Here is a 17,279-nt window from a genome sequence, read left to right as displayed (position 1 = left end):
ATATTTAATTATGAAAGCATTGATGTTAAAAATTAGAGAATTTGTCTTAATTTAAGCCAACTCCGTAAACATATTCTTCAAGTTCAATTTTAAATAAAGAACCTTTTACCAAATCTTCAATCGCTTTTAGTTCGTCCATCGAAACAGCCAAATCTATTTGGGTACAAGGAGTTTTTAGCAAAAACTTATGGCATTTGTTTTTTAAAGTACATTCATCACAACATGCATTTGTAAGCAAACTATCTTCGATTAAATCATCAAAATCTTTTAGTTCAGATACTGAAAAGTAGAACCCTGTTTCTTTAAAAATCAGTTGTATTTTGTCAAAAAGGGTCTCATTATGGTTTTTCCAATAAAAGGAAATTCCAAAGTCGTTATGATATATTTGTTCTATTTCTCTCATGTTCTTCGATTATAGAAACAAATATAATTATTATTTATATTAATTCTAAATAAAAAAATCATAAAATAGGTTAATTTTTGTTAACGAAATAAATAGCCTAAAATTAGATTAGGTGAGTTTTGATCAACATTCTTAATTATTGCATTAAAAAGGGGGAATGAACCATATAAGTTATATAAGAAAATATAAGACGAAGCTTATTTGCGTAAAGCTTAAATGAACTTATATAACTTATATGGTTTTATATAACTGAACTAAATGATTTAAAAATTGCCTGATTTATTTAAGCCACTTATAAATGCTATCTAGAAATTCTTTTTGTTGGTCTACAAATAAATAATGAGAGCAGTTTTCGATAGATACGAAATTTTGTTTGCCAACAATATTCTTTAAAGCAGCGATTTCTGAAACCGAAAAAATACCATCCTGCTTTCCATATATAGCATAAATAGGCATTCCTTTTATTTTTAATTTCTGAAGAATAGGTTTTGTATCAATATTGTTTTGCTTTTCATTTTTATAAAACAACAGAGGAGCATTTTTATTTCGAATATTCGTTTTATAAAAATCACTTATTTCATATTGATGATATAATGCTTTAGATTCAGTTGTAGGTTTTGGCATTTTAAAGAAATTATTCTCTCCAGCCAGTTCGAAGCAACCTTTTCTATATTCAGCAGAATTTTTGTCAAGTTTTTCTACATGAGAAACTTTATCAAGCATAGCTAAATCATCATTCTTAGTGTAGATTTTTTTGACAGAATCCAGAATATGATTATATGTTTTTTGTTGTGAAAATAAAGCTCCGATAAGAATTAGAGAATTAATTTTTTCAGGATATTTTTCAGAATAAAGTGTAGCGACCAAGCCGCCAAAACTATGAGCGAGTAATGTTGCTTTTTTTAGATTATAAGTTTTATAAATGGCGTTTAAATCCTTAAAGGCTTCATTATAGGTAAATGTGGCATTTGGATCTGTAGATCTTCCTTCGCCTCTACGGTCATATGCAATTACATAAAATCCTCTTTTAGAAAGTTCTTCGGCAGTATTAGTGCCTTCAAAAAGAGTAGCGTTACCACTTGGTCCACCGTGGATGAATATAATTGGTGTATCAGTTTTGTTTCCGTATGTTTTTATATATAATGCTTGAGCATTCGCTAAGAATGTCAAAAAAAGAAACGAGAATAAGAATGTTATTTTCATTTACTACATGTTTTGATGGTCTTCCATGTCTTTTTGTAAATCTAGTTTTCTAAAAGTTGGGGACGATATTCCAAAACCTAAAACAGTTAATAGTGTCATGCTTCCGCCAAAGACCACTGAAATTACAGGTGTCATTAATCTAGCAGTTAAACCACTTTCAAAAGCTCCCAATTCGTTAGAAGAACCTACAAACATTGAGTTTACAGCAGCAACACGACCACGCATATGATCCGGAGTTTTTAGTTGTAAAATGGTTTGTCGGATAACAACCGAAATTCCATCAGCAATACCACTTAAAAATAAAGCGGCAACCGAAAGCCAGAATATGGTAGAAACACCAAAGAGAATAATGCATAGTCCAAAAACAAAAATAGCACCCAAAAGTTTCATTCCCGCTTTTTTATACAAAGGAACGTAGGCAGAGATTAGCATCGTAATAAAAGCTCCAATTGCCGGAGCGGCTCTTAATATACCAAATCCTTCTGGGCCAACTTTTAAAATATCTTGAGCAAATATGGGTAACAAAGCAACAGCTCCACCAAACAGAACTGCGACCATATCCAGAGATAATACACCTAAGATGGTTTTGTTGTTAAACACAAACTTGATTCCTTCTTTTAAACTTTCCATGATTGGTTCACCAATTTTTGGATTCAAAATAGGTTTGGTACTTATTTGTGATAAGGCAATTAAGGCAAAAAGAGAACAGGCAAAAACAGAACACATAGACCAATGTACACCAATCCAGTTAATAGAGAAACCCGCAATTGCAGGGCCTAAAACAGAACCTACTTGCCAAACCGAACTACTCCATGTTGCAGCATTTGGGTATAATTTTTTGGGTACAATTAAAGATATAAGAGAGAAAATAGTTGGGCCTAGAAAAGCTCTTACTAGTCCACCTAGAAAAACCAAAAAGTAAATAGAATATAAAATAGCATCTTTAGAGAAACCACTTACTACTTTTGGCCATGTTAATAAAAATAAACCAAAACTAATAACCGAAAAGCCTAAAATACATTTTACTAATAATCCCTTTTTTTCATTTTGATCTACAATATGACCAGCAAACAGAGCCATAGAAACTGCAGGAATTACTTCCATTAAACCTATAATTCCTAACGAAAGAGGATCCTTGGTTAAACTATAAACTTCCCATTCGATTACAATAAATTGCATAGACCAAGCAAAAACCATGGCAAAACGCAATAATAAAAAGACATTGAATTCTCTAATACGCAATGCTGCGTATGGGTCATTTTTCTTGGCTTTATCTTTCATGTTACTGGATATCTTTTAACATTAATTGGATAGAAACGTTGCCATTCCATTCGTTTTCTGAGATGCAATAAGCGGCTTGAAATGTTTTTTGATTAGTTGCTAGGTCTAATTTTTTACCTAAACCAAATCCTATTGCCGAAATTCCTTCGGTCCCGAGACTTCGGGATTGCTTTACAAAAAGTTTAAGGTGATCTTCATCTGCACCCATTGCTTTTGCATAACCTGTATCCTTTATGTTTTTGGTCATAAAAACAGGAGTCATATTAAGAGGTCCAAAAGGTTCAAACTGTTTTAAAATTCGAATTAATTTTGGAGTAATATCTGTAAAATTGATTTCGGCATCGATCTCAATTTCGGGAGTTAGCATTTCGGGTAGAATAGTTTTCTCTACTTGTCTTTCAAAAGCTTCTTTAAAAGCAGGGTAATTTTCTTCTTTTAGAGTCATTCCGGCTGCATACATATGTCCTCCAAATTGTTCTAAATGAGAGGAACAAGCATCGAGAGCATTATATACATCAAAGCCTTTTACAGATCTTGCCGAAGCAGCATATTTATCTCCACTTTTTGTAAAAACAAGTGTAGGGCGATAATACGTTTCTATTAATCTGGAAGCTACAATACCAATTACGCCTTTGTGCCAGTCTTCTTGATAAACTACTGTCGAAAAGCGATTTTGTTCTTGGTTTTTTTCTATTTGCTGAAAAGCTTCTTTGGTAATTTGTTTGTCCAGATCCTTACGGTCGGCATTGTATTTTTCTATTTCGGATGCAAATTGTTGTGCTTGCTCAAAGTTGAATTCAGTTAATAATTCGACAGCGTGATTACCGTGCTTAATTCGTCCAGCTGCATTAATTCGTGGAGCTATGATAAAAACAACATCAGTAATGTCGAGCACTTTTTTCTTTACTTGGTGAACCAAAGCTTTTATTCCTGGTCTTGGATCACTATTAATAACTTGTAAGCCGTAATAAGCCAAAACTCTATTTTCACCCGTCATTGGTACAATATCTGCAGCAATTGCAGTTGCAACCAAATCTAAGTAAGGAAATAAATCATCAATAGTTTGATTACGATTTGTTCCTAAAGCCTGAATTAATTTAAAACCTACACCACAACCACATAATTCATCATAAGGATAAAAACAATCTTCTCTTTTTGGATCTAAAACGGCAACCGCATCGGGAAGAAATTCCCCAGGACGGTGGTGATCACAAATAATGAAGTCTATGTTTCGTTCTTTTGCGTAAGCGACATGATCGATAGATTTTATACCACAATCTAAAGCGATAATTAACGAAAATCCATTATCATCGGCAAAGTCAATTCCCATGAAAGAAACCCCATAACCTTCGGCATAACGATCCGGAATGTAAGTTGCTACATTTGGGTAGTATGATTTTAAGTAAGAAGAAACTAAAGAAACAGCCGTTGTACCATCGACATCATAATCGCCAAAAACAAGAATGTTTTCCTGATTAGCAATTGCAAGTTCTATTCGGGAAACTGCTTTGTCCATATCCTTCATAAGATACGGATCATGTAGATGTTCTAACGACGGACGAAAGAAATTCTTAGCATCTTCAAAAGTTTCGATACCACGTTGGATTAAAAGTGTTGCAACAAAATCTTCTACATTTAGAACTTGTGCCAAATGTTTGATTTTATCTTCGGAAGGTTTTGGTTTTAATGTCCAACGCATGGTTGATTTTAGATTTTAGAGTGTAGATTCTAGATTTTAGAAATCAAAAATCGTTTAATCTGATATGTTTTTTTTGCCACTCCCGTCCCGACGTTTCGGGATCGGGATAAAGGATTTTTTTAATCTGTGCTAATCTGTGAAATCTGCGGCAAAATATTTGGTTTTACCTTTGTCAAAGTTTAAAACTTTGACAAAGGTTTCAGGATTATTTTTGTTTCAAAGCTTCACCTTCAAACTTAATTCCGTCCCAACCTAAGTTGATGAAGTTTCTAATGTTTTGATGATTGGTTCCGTTTGGATCTCCTAAAACTTCTTCAAAATAAAAAGCTCCAAAACAAGCCAAGGTTTCTTCCTTAGAAAGGTTTTGTGCTTTTGCAAAAGCAAATAATTTACAAGAACCTGAGTTTTCGCCAGCAGCATTGTGTTGAGTTCCGTTCTGGAATGCAGTTGGTGTAAACGTGTAATTTTCTTCGATTACAGCAATAGTTTCAGGGAAAGTTATTTCGTTTGGAGTTTGTTTTAGTTTTTCTAAAAAGGCTTGGATTGTCATAGTTTTAAGCTTTATTGGCATCTGCTCAGTTTTGCAGATAATTTTTTTTGCCACAGATTAAAGGATTTAAAGGATTTTTTTTTGAAAAATATAAATTGTTCAATTTTTAATCTGTGAGAATCTTTTAATCTGTGGCATAAATTATTTTTTAGTTCTCTTCTTCTTCTTCTTCTTCTTCTTTGTCGTCCTTAGAAAATTTACTTTTCTTGGGTTCTTTTATTATTGTTTTTCCGGCAATAACTACGACAATTTCTCCGCGTGGAGCTGTTTTTTCAAAGTGTGCCAATACTTCTTGTGCAGTTCCGCGAACATTTTCTTCGTGTAGTTTTGATAATTCTCTGCATACACAAACTTGTCTGTCTTCACCAAAATAAGTGATAAATTCAGCTAAAGTTTTTACTAATTTATGTGGAGAAACATACAAAATCATGGTTCGGGTTTCTTCGGCTAGAGCCAAATAACGAGTTTGTCTTCCTTTTTTATCAGGCAAGAAACCTTCAAAAACAAATTTATCATTTGGTAATCCGCTATTTACCAATGCGGGAACAAAAGCAGTTGCACCAGGTAAACATTCTACTTCGATTTTATTTTCGACACAAGCACGAGTAAGCAAAAAACCAGGATCGGATATTGCAGGAGTTCCCGCATCCGAAATCAAGGCGATAGTTTCTCCGGCTTTTAATCTTGCAATTAAACTCTCGGTAGTTTTGTGTTCGTTATGCATATGATGGCTGTACATATGTGTGCCAATCTCAAAATGTTTTAAGAGTTTGCCACTTGTACGGGTATCTTCGGCTAAAATTAAATCTACTTCTTTAAGAATGCGAATGGCTCGAAAAGTCATGTCTTCAAGATTGCCAATAGGCGTGGGAACAATATATAATTTAGACATAATTTTTTCTGAATTCTGTTTAATCAATTTTTAGTTAACACAAATGATTCTATCTAACTCTTTGCGAAAGGATGCGGATTATGCGGATTCGCTATCGCGAAAACACGGATTAAAACGGATTTTATTTTCGATTGTTTTTAAATCAGTTTTAATCCGCGGCTTTACTTTTGTAAATCCGTATCATCCGCGTCCCTTTATAGACAATTTAAGTTAGTAACTCTTTACTTCATCCGTCCTTCGCTATCGCTCGAGTGTCAAAGTTCTAAAATACTTTCTTGAAATTTGTGTTTTATTTTTTATGAGAATTTTTTCTCGATAATGCTTACGAAACGTTCTGCATATTCGTCTTTTCCTTCCCAGTTGTTATAATCTGGTTTCACCATGTTTTCAAGAAATTCATTGGCTTCGCCAAAACTATCAAATGTGATTAATTGGTTTAAAACGCGATTGTAATCTTCTGGGCTATTCCCGAAAAGATTTTTTGTAAATGCAATACGGTCGTTAAGATCAACATGAAATCCTTTTGAAAGTTTTTCGTTTAAAGAAACTGGTCTGGATTCTTCTAAAACTGCAGTTGTAGTTGTTTCTTTTGCAACTACTTCTTTCTTTTTCTCTTTAAACTCTATTGGAGCTGATGGAGTAGGAGATACGGCTTCAAAACTATCAACTTTTACAAATTGGGCATTACTATAATCAATACCTAAATCCTCAAATGAGATATGTACAACGTCTGATTTTTTTGGAGTTTCTTCTTCTGTTTCAGGAGTTAGCTCAAAAGCAGGAGCAAAATCCAGAGTTGGAGTTTCTACTACTTCTTCAACTTTTTCCTCTTCGGCTTTTATTGGTTCAGGAACTTCCGCAACAACTTCTTCTGTAATCTCTTCAGTTTCGATTACTTCTTTTAAAAATGGCTCAGGAATATCTTCGATAGATTCTTCGGTTTCCGCAACAACTTCTTCTATAATCTCTTCGGTTTTGGTTTCAATTACTTCTTCTGCAACTGGCTCAGGAATCTCTTCGATAGCTTCTTCAGTTTCTGCAACAACGTCTTCTATAACCTCTTCTGTTTTGGTTTCTATTACTGCTTCTGCAACTGGTTCAGTAACCTCTTCGATAGGAGTTTCTATAACTTCATTTACAATGATTTCTTCTTTTGCAATCGGTTCTTCGATTACAATAGTTTTTTCTGGTTGTATTGCTTCTTCTTTTTCAAATGCAGTTGCAATGGTAGCATCTATTTGGCTACGACCAATAGTTGGTTTGGTATCTTCAAAATTTTCATCAATAAATTTCAAAACGGCCAATTTTTCATATAATTTCTGCGTTTCAAGATATAATTGATTGATATCGGACTTGTTTTTAAGTTTTAAAATTCGATGTGCAATGCTGATTAAATCGGCTTCCAATTTTTTTTTCATAACGTTTGAAAATTATAATGTGTTAGGCTTGTTTATTAATGCGTATTCTTTTTGATGAAAATCAAAAAATGAAAGAAACATTGTGCAATATTTTTTTTATTTCTTTAAATTAATGCTCCCGAATCTTTGATTTGATAAAAATTTTCTACTTTTGAAAAAACGTAAAAGTATCGAATTTTTATGTTGATTTATTACCAGTACAAAGTAATAAAAACTATTCATCTTTAAAGGTAGAAAAATACAAAATGTTTCTCGAAAATACAGTAAATCACAAAGAACAATTTGGATGGATTGAAGTTATTTGTGGGTCAATGTTTTCGGGTAAAACCGAAGAATTAATCCGCAGATTAAAACGAGCTCAATTCGCCAAGCAAAAGGTCGAAATTTTTAAACCAGCTATTGATACCCGTTATCATGACGAAATGGTTGTGTCGCATGATGCAAACGAAATTCGTTCAACACCAGTTCCTGCAGCAGCAAATATTGCTATTCTTGCACAAGGCTGTGATGTTATCGGGATTGATGAAGCTCAGTTTTTTGACGACGAAATTATTACCGTTTGTAATGACCTTGCTAATCAGGGAATTCGTGTAATTGTAGCAGGATTGGACATGGATTTTAAAGGAAATCCGTTTGGGCCAATGCCGGGACTTATGGCTACAGCCGAATATGTAACTAAAGTTCACGCTGTTTGTACAAGAACAGGAAATCTGGCAAATTATAGTTTCCGTAAAACCGACAATGATAAATTGGTTATGTTAGGCGAAACCGAAGAATATGAGCCGTTAAGCCGTGCAGCTTATTATAATGCCATGAAAAAGAATCAGGAAAAATAGACTTATTATTTTTCTGGAAACAATAACTAAATAAATAATAATGCAGGAAAAAAGCAAGAAAAGAAAAGTAATTACGCAAGTAATAATAGCAGTTGTAATTGTGGCGATTCTGGCAATTTCTGCAAATTTGATTCAGTATTATTTTTTTAAAGGACCATCTGCTGTCGATAAACATATGACGGAATTGGTTAATAAGTACAATAAAAATTGTCCATTAACGATTCAGGAAGGAATTCGTTTAGATAGCGTTAGTTTAATTCAGGAAAGAGTTGCTCAATACAATTTAACCTTAGTAAATAACGACAAAGAAACTACAGATGTTGGGGCTTTAAGCAAGAACATCGAAGAAAGTTTGCTAAGTACTGCCAAGGCAAATCCGGGACTTAAAGATTTTAGAGATAATAATTTCACTCTTATTTATAGTTATAACGATAAAAAGAATGAGTTTTTATTCAAGATAAAAATAATTCCTGAGCAGTATAAATAAAGAAATTACAAAAAAGAAACCCGACAATTATTAATTAATTGTCGGGTTTCTTTTTATGTTTAATCAATAGAAGAATTAAAACTTTAATTTTCTTAATTTCTTAATGGTAAAAAAAATAATTACATTTTTTTACGCATTCTTGCTACAGGAATATCAAGTTGCTCACGATATTTTGCAATAGTTCTTCGAGCAATAGGGTATCCTTTTTCTTTAAGAATTTCAGCAAGCTGATCATCAGGAAGAGGTTTTCTTTTGTCTTCTTCTTCGATTGTATTTTGTAAAATCTTCTTGATTTCTAGAGTCGATACATCTTCACCCTGATCATTCTTCATCGCTTCCGAGAAAAATTCTTTTATCAGTTTTGTTCCATAAGGAGTTTCAACATATTTACTGTTTGCAACACGCGAAATTGTCGAAATATCCAACCCAACCATATCGGCAATATCTTTAAGAATCATCGGTTTTAGTTTGGTTTCGTCGCCATCCAGGAAGTATTCTTCCTGATAATGCATAATCGCATTCATGGTTACAAATAATGTTTCCTGACGTTGTCTGATTGCGTCGATAAACCATTTAGCCGAATCCAGTTTTTGTTTTATAAACTGCACAGCATCTTTTTGAGCTGTCGATTTATCTCTGGAATCCTTATACGTTTGCATCATTTCCTGATAATCTTTAGAAACGTGTAACGATGGAGCATTTCTTCCGTTTAAGGTCAATTCAAGCTCGCCGTCAACAATACGTATCGCAAAATCGGGAACTACATTCTCGGTAACTTTATTGTTTCCTGTAAATGCGCCACCTGGTTTAGGATTTAATTTTTCTATTTCATGAACTGCTTTTTTAAGTTGTTCATTCGAAACATTATATTTTTGTAACAGTTTATCGTAGTGCTTTTTGGTAAAAGCATCAAATTGGTTTTCGATAATATCAATTGCCAATTCTACGTATTCTGTTGGAGTTCGGTGTTTTAATTGTAGCAATAAACATTCCTGTAAATCACGTGCACCAACGCCCGAAGGTTCTAGTTCGTGAATTACATTCAGCATTTTTTCGACCATTGCCTCATCGGTATAAATACCTTGTGTAAATGCCATATCATCTACAATATCGGGAATACTTCTTCGTATGTAACCCATATCATCGATGCTTCCTACAAGGAATTCGGCTATTTCACGTTCTTCGTCATTTAAGATAAAAGTATTTAACTGATTAATTAAATCCTGATGAAAACTAACAGGCGATGCAAATGGAGTTTCGCGTTCCTGGTCGTCATCACTATAATTATTGGCTTGCGTTTTATAATCTGGAGTATCGTCGTCGCTTAAATATTCGTCGATGTTAATGTCGTCTGCTTCGATTCTGTCCGATTCAGCATCATCATAATCATCGTATTCTTCATTAGCAAATTCGTCAGCTTCGTACTCTTCTTCTTTTCCAGCTTCTAGAGCTGGATTTTCGTTCATTTCTTCTAATAAACGTTGCTCAAAAGCTTGCGTAGGCAATTGAATTAACTTCATCAACTGAATTTGCTGAGGAGATAATTTCTGAGATAATTTTAAATTTAAAAATTGCTTTAGCATATTTTGGGTTAAGAGTTATGAGTTATAAGTTATGAGTTGCTTGACTTATAACTTATAATTCATAACGTTTTTATTTTTAAAATAATTATGAGTTAAGGTTTAACGCTTAACTCATAACAAATAACAAATAACTTTCTACTAAAACTCTGCATTTCCAGGAGTTCTCGGGAAAGGAATTACGTCTCTAATGTTTGTCATTCCAGTTACAAAAAGAACAAGTCTTTCAAAACCAAGTCCGAAACCTGCGTGTGTAGCCGATCCAAATCTTCTGGTGTCTAAATACCATGATAATTCTTCTTCGTCTATTTCTAAGGCTTTCATCTTTTCGATTAAAACGTCGTAACGTTCTTCTCTTTCAGAACCTCCTACGATTTCTCCAATTCCAGGGAAAAGGATATCCATTGCGCGAACTGTTTCTTTTCCTGGTTCAGTGTTATCATTTAAACGCATATAAAACGCTTTTATGTTGGCTGGGTAATCAAATAAAATTACCGGACATTTAAAGTGTTTTTCAACTAAGTAACGCTCATGCTCCGATTGTAAATCAGCTCCCCATTCGTTAATGATATAGTTGAATTTTTTCTTTTTATTTGGAGTAGAATCTCTTAAGATATCAATAGCTTCTGTATAAGATACACGTTTAAAGTTGTTCTCTAATACGAAGTTTAATTTCTCTAACAAAGCCATTTCGCTTCTGTCTGCCTGAGGTTTAGATTTTTCTTCATCTAGAAGTCTAGCTTCCAGGAATTTTAAATCATCCTGACAGTTGTCTAAAGCATATTTAATTACATACTGAATAAAATCTTCAGCCAAATCCATGTTGTCATCAAGATTATTGAAAGCAACTTCAGGCTCAATCATCCAAAATTCTGCCAAGTGACGAGAAGTATTTGAATTTTCTGCTCTAAAAGTTGGTCCAAAAGTATAAATCTGACCCAAAGCCATTGCATATGTTTCTCCTTCTAATTGTCCAGAAACGGTTAAGTTTGTTTCTTTTTCGAAGAAATCTTCTTTATAGTTTACTTTTCCATCTTCAGTTCTTGGAGTATTGTCAAATGGTAAAGCAGTAACTTTAAACATTTCTCCAGCACCTTCAGCATCAGATCCAGTAATAATTGGCGTATTTACATACACAAAACCTTTTTGTTGAAAATAGTTATGAACCGCAAATGATAATACCGAACGTACACGCATAATTGCACCAAACATATTCGTACGTACACGTAAATGCGCATTTTCACGTAAGAAATCTAAGCTCGGTTTATTTTTTGGCTGTATTGGGAATTTCTCAGCGTCTGAATCTCCTAAGATTTCCAGTTTTGTAACCTGAATTTCAACACTCTGACCAGCACCTTTACTTTCAATCAAATTTCCTGTTACAGAAATCGCTGCACCAGTAGTAATTCTCTTTAAAGTTTCGTCTGGTGTATTTTCAAAATCAACAACACATTGTATATTATTAATGGTAGAACCGTCATTAAGAGCGATGAACTGATTATTTCTAAAAGTTCTTACCCATCCTTTTGCATTAACCTCCTGAAGCGTCGTAGTACTGTTTAATAAGTCTTTAACTTTTGTGTGTCTCATTTTAATTTTAGAATTGATATTAAAAATTGTCTTTCAATCGAAATGCAAATATAATCGAAATGTTTGTAATTGCCATAAGGAGTTGCGAAGTAAGGAGCTATTTCCTGCTATCCGCTATATCTTTATGTTTTTAAAGAAAAAACATAAAGGATGCCGCTACTATCAGGGCTAGAAGTGGGAGTAAAATAAGGTAATTAGATAATGTGTTAATGTGAAAATTAGATAATGTACAAATCCTGCAAGGTTTTTAAAACCTTGTAGGTATAAGAATCAATAAAAAAATACCTAACAAGTTTTATCCCGAAGCTTGGGGATTGTTAGAATAACAATACAGAATTTATTAGCATCAACAAAATTAGAATAATACCTACAAGGTTTCTAAAACCTTGCAGGATTATAAAAAAAACAAACCCGATAGGCTTTTAGATCTATCGGGTTTATAATTATCTAATTTTCTCATTTTCTCATTGAGACATTATCCCATTAAGCAGCACCGAACCAAGTCAATAAAATAAGTAGTAATACAAGAGCACCTGTAATTATAAAAAGAACTATTGCAACTTTCTTAAAAAAATTATGAATAGGGCTCTTAGGTCTTATGCCAGCTACAACTCCGGTATTACCATTAATGTAAAGAATATTTTTTTTGCCATTATAATCATAAGTAACAACATAAAGTGGTAATAAAATATGTTTGAATTTTATATTATGATATTGACTCTGGATAGACTTAATTGTTGTATTACTGCCTATTCCAAATTGAGAGCTTACTTTTTGACGAATAGCTTCGTCAACAGCTCTTTTACCTACGTAAAAACCTTGTTTTAAACTTATTTTATATTTCTCTACAATATAATCACTCAGATATTGGTCGTTTGTATTAACAAGATTCTTGGTAATCCAAGGACCTGCTTTTGTTAGCAAACTAGCATCTACAGTTCCAGAAGCAGGAACCACAACATCATCAAAAGAGAGAGAAAGATTCCCCGAAGTAGATTGCGTATAAGTATTGTTACCGTTTACTTGTTTTCTTTCCAGCGCATAATTTGTACTGGTTTGCATATCATATGTCCAATGAGGAACATAAACCCCAGATAAATCGATAGAAGACGGTTGGATTTTTTTTGTAAACCAAGTGTCTTTTGCCCAATTATAAGCCAATAGAGATGCCTTTTGTTTGTCTATTTTAAAAGGCAATAAATATTGAGGCTTTATAGTTTTATCTTCTTTTTTATTGCCATCCATTAATGGAGTGTTGCAATACGGACAATCCGAAGATTTTGAATTTATATTTATAGTCGAAGCAGCACCACAACTTTTGCATTGTAACGTTTCTTCAACAACTGAATTTTCGGACTCTAATTTTTCAAGATAAGCTACAAAATCATTTTCTTCAATAATCGTTTGTTCCTGTGGGATGTTATTTTTGGTATTACAATATTCGCATATTAAGGCAGTTGTTCCAGGCTTATATTTTAATCCAGCTCCACAATTATTACAGTCGAAAGCTTTTAATGTTTCATTTTTAATTTCGGCGTTTTCCATTTTATAAATTAGATGTTAGGTAGAGGAGGAGGAGTTTGAGAAAATAAGTTTTGCAATCCAGGAACACTAGATGCTTTTTCCCATCCCGTCATTCCTTGATTCCATACCAAAGTATCAGCTAATAATTGTCCTTTTTCTATTAAAAGCGAAATCTGATTTTCGTTAAAAGGTCCAGCTTGCGCATTATTTATAGCTACAAAATAAGTTATTCCCGTTGTTGGTAAAGGCGGTGGTGCCTGAGGAGGCATCTGATGACTCGAAAAAGAGGAGAAAGAGCTTGTTTGAAAAGGCTCTTCAAAAGATTGCATCATTTGTCTCGCCATATTCATACCAGTTCCAAAACTAAAGGCAGTTCCAGCTATTCCAGATGGATTTTCGGCAGCTTTTTCAATAGATTGAGCTGTTTTATACTGCGTAAACTTTTTCATGTCGATCTTGTTAAGACGACTTAATTCAAAAATCTCTTTCTTAACATCCTCTGGCATAGAAGTATTTTCAAGTAAGAATTTGCTAAGCTCAATTCCGTAAGCAGCAAAATCATCTTTCATGATAGTAAAGACAGTAGCCGAAAGCTCACTAGTGTTGCCTACATAAGATTCTATAGGTAAGTTGGCTTCGCCTATAGCATCGGTAAAACGAGATACTATTATGCTTTTTAATTGTTCGTTAATTTCTTCGGTAGTAAAATGCCCGTCAGTACCAACAATTTCTAATATGAATTTTTGAGCATCAACAATTTTAAAAGTATAAGTTCCAAAGGCTCTAATTTCGAGCATTCCAAAACGATCATCATTTAAAATTAAAGGGTTTTTTGTTCCCCATTTTTGGTCGATGAAATTTCGAGTGTTTATAAAATAAACCTCTGCTTTAAATGGACTGTTAAAATCGTATTTCCAGCCTTTTAAAGTAGATAAAATAGGTAAGTTTTGGGTATTTAAATTGTAAGTTCCTGCGTTAAAAATATCGGCAATCTTACCTTCATTCATAAAGATGGCTTGTTGGCCTTCTCTAACAATAAGTTTACTATTGTTCTTTATTTCGTTCTGAAATCTTTCAAATCTGTAAACAAGAGTGTTATTGCTATTATCTATAAATTCGATAATATCTAGAAACTCATTTTTTAACCTATCAAATATCCCCATTTTAAATCTAATTAATTTAGAAATCAAATGTAAGAATAATTTGTTTTCTTTTAAAGTGAGTTAAATTTAAAAAGAGGCAAATAAGTTAATGAGCCAATTAAGATAATTAGAAAATGTGTCAATTTAGAGCATGTACAAGTCCTATAAGGTTAAAAGAAACCTTGCAGGATTACAAAACAAAATCGTATAAATAAAAAAATCCGTTTTGTAAAAAACGGATTTTTTTATAGAACCTTAGAACCTTAGAACCTTAGAACCTTAGAACCTTAGAACCTTAGAACCTTAGAACCTTAGAACCTTAGAACCTTAGAACCTTAGAACCTTAGAACCTTAGAACCTTAGAACCTTAGAACCTTAGAACCTCAAAAAAAAGGGGCTGCTTTAATAAAGCAGCCCCTTTTTTTTATAAACTTGATATTACCAGATTTTAACTCTTTTCTCTGGTTCTATGTACATTTTATCTCCTTTTTTAATAGAGAATGCTTCATAGAAAGAATCCATATTCTGGATAGGCACATACGCACGGTACATTCCTGGAGAGTGCGGATCTACTTTTACTTGATTTTTCAAAGCTTCATCACGACTTTTAGTTCTCCAAACCGTAGCCCACGAAATAAAGAAACGTTGCTCTGGAGTTAATCCGTCGATTAAACCTGGATTACCATTTGCTTTTAAGTACAATTGTAAACCATCGTAAGCAGCGTTTACTCCACCTAAATCTCCAATGTTTTCACCTAAAGTAAATTTACCATCTACGTGAACTCCCGGAAGTGGCTCTAATGCACTATATTGATCTGCAAGAGCAGTTCCTAATTTTGTAAATTCTTTCAAATCATTTTCTGTCCACCAATCAACAAGGTTTCCTTCTGCATTATAACGAGCACCAGCATCATCAAAACCATGAGAAATTTCATGACCGATTACAGCACCAATTCCACCATAATTTACAGCTTCGTCTGCTTCGTAGTTATAAAATGGAGGTTGTAAAATAGCTGCAGGGAATACAATTTCGTTATACGATGGGTTGTAATATGCATTTACAGTTTGTGGAGACATTCCCCATTCTGTTTTATCAACAGGTTTAGGTAAATCAGAAAGTCCTTTATTGAAACTCCATTTAGAATAGTTTTTCATGTCTTCAAAATAGCTTCCGCCTTCAGCAAGACTTTTAACTTCTAAAGCTGAGTAGTCTATCCATTTATCAGGGTATCCAATTTTTATAGTAATCTTGTTTAATTTCTCAATCGCTTTAACTTTAGTTTCAGCAGACATCCAAGTTAAATTGTTTATTCTGTTTTGGTAAGCTAAAATTACATTCTGAATCATTTTCTCTGCTTTTGCTTTAGCTTCAGCTGGAAATAATTTCTCTACATATAATTTACCTAAAGCTTCACCAATAGTTTGGTTTACAACCTGAAGTGCTCTTTCTTCACGTGGACGTTGTTTAATCGCTCCAGTTAAAGTTTTTCCGTAGAAATCAAAGTTTGCACTTTCAATATCAGTAGATAATTGTGATGATGATGCACTTAATAAAGACCATTTCATGTATTCTTTCCAAGCTGCTATATTGTTTTCTTTGAAAATAGTTTCCATAGCTTTCATATATCTTGGTTGCAGAACAATAACAGTATCCACTTTAGCCATTCCAATTCCTGTAAGGTAATTTTTCCAGTTAATAGCTGGTGTCATTTTTTGCAAATCAGCAATCGAAGTTGGATTGTACTGTAATCTGCTATCTCTGCGTTCTACTCTATCTAATCTTGGTTTAGACATTTCGATTTCTAATGCTAATATTTTCTCAGCATTTTGCTTTGCTGCTGCAGGAGTTTCTCCTATAAATTGCAACATTCTAGCTACGTGAAGTACATATTTTTCACGTTTTTCTTTTGAGTCTTTTTCTTCAGATGTGTAATAATCTTTATCCGGTAAACCTAATCTACCTAAACCAAGACTTACAGAATTTTTAGTACTGTTTTTTTCATCAGCTCCTACGTAAACTCCAAAAAATCCAATTCCGCCAATAGGTTCCGTTTCAATTAAAAACTTCTCTAAATCAGCAACATTCTTTATTGCGTCGATTTTTTTAAGATATGGTTTTAAAGGCGTGATTCCTTGTTTGTTTCTTCCAACAGTATCCAGGATTGCGTTGAAAAGATTTATTGCTTTTCCTTGATCCGTATTCGATTTATATTTTGGATCTTTCGATGCTTCTTTTAAAATAGCTAACGAATTTGCATCTGTTTTCTTCAGCAATTCATTAAAACTTCCCCATGTAGTTCTGTCTTTAGGAATTTCAGTTTTGTCTAACCAAGTTCCATTTACATAACGGAAGAAATCTTCGCTTGGCTTAACTTTTTTATCCATTAAGGATACATCAATTCCAGATGCCGAAGGCGCCTGACTTTGAGCCTGACACATTGCAAAACCTAACACTGCCGGTATTGCAAATAGCAAATTCTTACTATTGTTCTTTTTCATTTTTAAATAAGGTTTTATAGTTACTCACAAACTTATTGTTATTATTTTGAATAAAATGTTAATTTTTGTTAGATTTAAGTTTGTAATCGATTGGTCTGTCTTTTGAAAATTTGTTACATATTTAGATTAAAAAATGTAAGCAAAAAAGCAATTTTATGATATTAATTCAAAATTA

General features: G+C 33.2%; 14 protein-coding genes. 2 read left to right on the top strand and 12 right to left on the bottom strand.

Features of this window, described 5'->3' with window-relative positions; all coding sequences use genetic code 11:
* Nucleotides 1–46: 46 nt before the first annotated feature.
* The 7 genes from B8T70_RS09890 to B8T70_RS09860 all read right to left on the bottom strand — a co-directional run bounded on the left by B8T70_RS09890 (nt 47) and on the right by B8T70_RS09860 (nt 7,446).
* Nucleotides 47–403 (bottom strand): hypothetical protein, encoded by a 357-nt coding sequence (locus B8T70_RS09890; protein ID WP_086894738.1) that lies wholly within the window; start codon nt 401–403, stop codon nt 47–49.
* Nucleotides 404–682: 279 nt separating this feature from the next.
* A complete protein-coding gene (locus B8T70_RS09885) occupies nt 683–1,606 on the bottom strand; it encodes an alpha/beta hydrolase (RefSeq protein WP_086894737.1) in 924 nt (307 codons plus the stop codon).
* Nucleotides 1,607–1,609: 3 nt separating this feature from the next.
* Nucleotides 1,610–2,887, bottom strand: coding sequence for an MFS transporter (locus tag B8T70_RS09880; RefSeq protein WP_086894736.1), 1,278 nt, complete (start codon nt 2,885–2,887; stop codon nt 1,610–1,612).
* Nucleotide 2,888: 1 nt separating this feature from the next.
* On the bottom strand, nt 2,889–4,586 hold the full coding sequence (gene recJ / locus B8T70_RS09875; protein WP_086894735.1) for a single-stranded-DNA-specific exonuclease RecJ: 1,698 nt from the start codon (nt 4,584–4,586) through the stop codon (nt 2,889–2,891).
* Nucleotides 4,587–4,791: 205 nt separating this feature from the next.
* The gene (locus B8T70_RS09870; protein WP_086894746.1) at nt 4,792–5,136 is read right to left on the bottom strand and encodes a HopJ type III effector protein; all 345 of its coding nucleotides are present in this window, start codon (nt 5,134–5,136) and stop codon (nt 4,792–4,794) included.
* 148 nt (nt 5,137–5,284) lie between these two features.
* A complete protein-coding gene (gene rsmI, locus B8T70_RS09865; protein ID WP_086894745.1) occupies nt 5,285–6,028 on the bottom strand; it encodes a 16S rRNA (cytidine(1402)-2'-O)-methyltransferase in 744 nt (247 codons plus the stop codon).
* A gap of 296 nt (nt 6,029–6,324) precedes the next feature.
* Nucleotides 6,325–7,446, bottom strand: a complete 1,122-nt coding sequence (locus B8T70_RS09860; RefSeq protein WP_086894734.1) for a hypothetical protein — start codon at nt 7,444–7,446, stop codon at nt 6,325–6,327.
* A 245-nt stretch (nt 7,447–7,691) separates the two neighbouring features.
* Here B8T70_RS09860 and B8T70_RS09855 point away from each other — a divergent pair, with 245 nt between their 5' ends.
* Complete coding sequence (locus B8T70_RS09855; protein WP_039115440.1) at nt 7,692–8,282, top strand: thymidine kinase; 591 nt, start codon at nt 7,692–7,694, stop codon at nt 8,280–8,282.
* A 40-nt stretch (nt 8,283–8,322) separates the two neighbouring features.
* Nucleotides 8,323–8,769, top strand: a complete 447-nt coding sequence (locus B8T70_RS09850; RefSeq protein WP_086894733.1) for a hypothetical protein — start codon at nt 8,323–8,325, stop codon at nt 8,767–8,769.
* 119 nt (nt 8,770–8,888) lie between these two features.
* Here B8T70_RS09850 and rpoN read toward each other — a convergent pair whose 3' ends face one another.
* The 5 genes from rpoN to B8T70_RS09825 form a co-directional block, all read right to left on the bottom strand.
* Nucleotides 8,889–10,352 (bottom strand): RNA polymerase factor sigma-54, encoded by a 1,464-nt coding sequence (gene rpoN / locus B8T70_RS09845; protein WP_039115436.1) that lies wholly within the window; start codon nt 10,350–10,352, stop codon nt 8,889–8,891.
* A gap of 138 nt (nt 10,353–10,490) precedes the next feature.
* Nucleotides 10,491–11,939, bottom strand: coding sequence for an asparagine--tRNA ligase (gene asnS / locus B8T70_RS09840; RefSeq protein WP_086894732.1), 1,449 nt, complete (start codon nt 11,937–11,939; stop codon nt 10,491–10,493).
* Nucleotides 11,940–12,422: 483 nt separating this feature from the next.
* Nucleotides 12,423–13,484, bottom strand: a complete 1,062-nt coding sequence (locus tag B8T70_RS09835; protein ID WP_086894731.1) for a hypothetical protein — start codon at nt 13,482–13,484, stop codon at nt 12,423–12,425.
* A gap of 8 nt (nt 13,485–13,492) precedes the next feature.
* Nucleotides 13,493–14,626 (bottom strand): SPFH domain-containing protein, encoded by a 1,134-nt coding sequence (locus B8T70_RS09830; RefSeq protein WP_086894730.1) that lies wholly within the window; start codon nt 14,624–14,626, stop codon nt 13,493–13,495.
* A 417-nt stretch (nt 14,627–15,043) separates the two neighbouring features.
* Nucleotides 15,044–17,104 carry a M13 family metallopeptidase gene (locus B8T70_RS09825; RefSeq protein ID WP_086894729.1) on the bottom strand — a complete coding sequence of 687 codons (2,061 nt, stop codon included), beginning with the start codon at nt 17,102–17,104 and terminating at the stop codon, nt 15,044–15,046.
* Nucleotides 17,105–17,279: the final 175 nt, after the last annotated feature.

This window comes from Flavobacterium sp. AJR, assembly GCF_002156885.1.
Lineage (GTDB): Bacteria > Bacteroidota > Bacteroidia > Flavobacteriales > Flavobacteriaceae > Flavobacterium.
Note: the sequence above shows the minus strand (reverse complement) of the source record. Positions and strands in the feature narration are given on the sequence as shown.

Excerpts from the sequence above, each read along its gene's own strand:
- B8T70_RS09890 (WP_086894738.1), bottom strand. The coding sequence starts at position 403 with ATGAGAGAAATAGAACAAATATATCATAACGACTTTGGAATTTCCTTT.
- B8T70_RS09885 (WP_086894737.1), bottom strand. The coding sequence starts at position 1,606 with ATGAAAATAACATTCTTATTCTCGTTTCTTTTTTTGACATTCTTAGCG.
- B8T70_RS09880 (WP_086894736.1), bottom strand. The coding sequence starts at position 2,887 with ATGAAAGATAAAGCCAAGAAAAATGACCCATACGCAGCATTGCGTATT.
- recJ (WP_086894735.1), bottom strand. The coding sequence starts at position 4,586 with ATGCGTTGGACATTAAAACCAAAACCTTCCGAAGATAAAATCAAACAT.
- B8T70_RS09870 (WP_086894746.1), bottom strand. The coding sequence starts at position 5,136 with ATGACAATCCAAGCCTTTTTAGAAAAACTAAAACAAACTCCAAACGAA.
- rsmI (WP_086894745.1), bottom strand. The coding sequence starts at position 6,028 with ATGTCTAAATTATATATTGTTCCCACGCCTATTGGCAATCTTGAAGAC.
- B8T70_RS09860 (WP_086894734.1), bottom strand. The coding sequence starts at position 7,446 with ATGAAAAAAAAATTGGAAGCCGATTTAATCAGCATTGCACATCGAATT.
- B8T70_RS09855 (WP_039115440.1), top strand. The coding sequence starts at position 7,692 with ATGTTTCTCGAAAATACAGTAAATCACAAAGAACAATTTGGATGGATT.
- B8T70_RS09850 (WP_086894733.1), top strand. The coding sequence starts at position 8,323 with ATGCAGGAAAAAAGCAAGAAAAGAAAAGTAATTACGCAAGTAATAATA.
- rpoN (WP_039115436.1), bottom strand. The coding sequence starts at position 10,352 with ATGCTAAAGCAATTTTTAAATTTAAAATTATCTCAGAAATTATCTCCT.
- asnS (WP_086894732.1), bottom strand. The coding sequence starts at position 11,939 with ATGAGACACACAAAAGTTAAAGACTTATTAAACAGTACTACGACGCTT.
- B8T70_RS09835 (WP_086894731.1), bottom strand. The coding sequence starts at position 13,484 with ATGGAAAACGCCGAAATTAAAAATGAAACATTAAAAGCTTTCGACTGT.
- B8T70_RS09830 (WP_086894730.1), bottom strand. The coding sequence starts at position 14,626 with ATGGGGATATTTGATAGGTTAAAAAATGAGTTTCTAGATATTATCGAA.
- B8T70_RS09825 (WP_086894729.1), bottom strand. The coding sequence starts at position 17,104 with ATGAAAAAGAACAATAGTAAGAATTTGCTATTTGCAATACCGGCAGTG.